This is a genomic window from Corynebacterium sp. HMSC08D02 (genome assembly GCF_001807505.1).
Lineage (GTDB): Bacteria > Actinomycetota > Actinomycetes > Mycobacteriales > Mycobacteriaceae > Corynebacterium > Corynebacterium pseudogenitalium.
Window position 1 is genome coordinate 157,562 of sequence record NZ_KV789237.1, and the last position, 1,740, is coordinate 159,301.

1 protein-coding gene is annotated in these 1,740 nt (G+C 59.8%); it reads right to left on the reverse strand.

Features of this window, described 5'->3' with window-relative positions; all coding sequences use genetic code 11:
- Nucleotides 1–434: 434 nt before the first annotated feature.
- Complete coding sequence (locus HMPREF3170_RS04205; RefSeq protein ID WP_070478008.1) at nt 435–1,349, reverse strand: DUF559 domain-containing protein; 915 nt, start codon at nt 1,347–1,349, stop codon at nt 435–437.
- Between the last annotated feature and the right edge of the window lie 391 nt (nt 1,350–1,740).

A 1,740-nucleotide genomic window follows, 5' to 3' on the forward strand; every position in this document is an offset into this window, starting at 1 on the left:
TGTTAAAGGAGTGCGACGCTGGTCGCCAGAAATCGGCCCGGGAAGGTGAAAAAAGCGCGACCTGCATCGCACGCTTCTAAGCGCACGCTTTTAGCAATTTGGGGTGCGCTGGAGGCAAGTTGTAGCGCTGCTGGGTGTCTACGACGGTGCGGAAATGGCGTGCTGCCATCTGAATTCGCGTGACTCTCGTGCCGCTTTCACTCCGGTGGAGGTGTTAAAGGAGTGCGACGCTGGTCGCCGAAAATCGGCCCGGCAGGGTGAAAATACGCGACCTGCATCGCACGCTTCTAAGCGCACGCTTTTAGCAAAACGGGCGCAAAACTGGCGCAACACGGGCGCGAAAGCGGCGCGAAACAGGTTGCGAAAGCGGCGCAAAACGGGCGCGAAACACGTGGCGAAAACCAGAGCGAAACGTGGAACGAAACGGACGCGAGCTACCGGCGGGCGCGGTTCAGGGCGGAGTGGACCGTCGATAAGAAAGAGGCAGGGTTGCTTTCCACATCGTGGGGAGAAAAACGGATCAGCTCATAGCCGAGATTGCGCAGAGTATCGGCGCGGCGCTTCTCCTTCAGCAGCACATCTGCCGTATCCACGTCGGGGCCAATGTACTTCATGTTCCCATCGATTTCGATGATCAGTGCGTTTTCCACGAGAAGGTCTACACGGTAGCGCGTCGAGTCTATCCATACGTTGGACAACACATTCCTGAAGCCCGCGTCTAATAGCACTGCTCTGGTATAGGACTCCGGCGCAGACTCCGGACCGAGCACCGCATACTGAACAGCCTTCCGAGCTGCCCCAATCCCATGAAACCGGGGAGTCGTGCGCATTAAATACTGCAGCTGTGGCGCGATGAGCGTGCGCGAAAAGAGCAGCCAGTCCGCGGCTACGAGTGCGTGCTTGAACCCTGCCTCGCGGGCAATCTCCAAAAAGGTCCGGTACGGAGTTGTTGTGCTCAGATGCTGGCCTTGCACCACCTCATCCGGCCGAAATCGCGACCGCACGTAGCGTACATCCGGCTGCCGAGTCGGCTTCGGCGGCGGGTTGTGCGTCAACATCGAGACCTGCGGCATCGGCTGATTGACCGTCCACATCCCCAGCAGGTGCGCCGCCGCCCGCCCCGTCACCACCGCAGTCTGCGCAACCGCACCGACAGCGAAACTCCGCGCCCAGTCACGCTGGTACTGCGGGACCTCCTCAATTATCGACGCCGGCACCGCCACCCCCGACGACAACCTCACTAACTCGCCAGAGTCCAAGCGCTCCCGCACCTCTCTACTCACATTCACGCAGCTCCGAACGTCAACGAACTCTGAGCGCAACCGTGTTTTCCAGTCCCCCGTATCCATGCGCCTCATTGTGGCAGGTATGTGGTCACCGGCGCCAGGGTTTTTCGGCTTTGCACACCATGGTGTGCATCCGGGGGCACCCGACCTGGCCGCGAGCGCTGCCTCGAAAACGCCTCAAATACCCCCTCGAAAACGTTCCGGTGGAGGTGTTAAAGGAGTGCGACGCTGGTCGCCGAGAATCGGCCCGGCAGGATGAAAACACGCGACCTGCATCGCACGCTTCTAAGCGCACGCTTTGAGCAAAACGGGCGCGAAATGGGCGCAAATTAAAGGCAGTTGCGACCCTGCTTTGGCCAAAAACGAGCTGTTTACAGTACTTTCTCCTGCAGTTTTCGCTCCGGTGGAGGTATTAAAAGCGTGCGACGCTGGTCGCCGAGAATCGGCCCGGCAG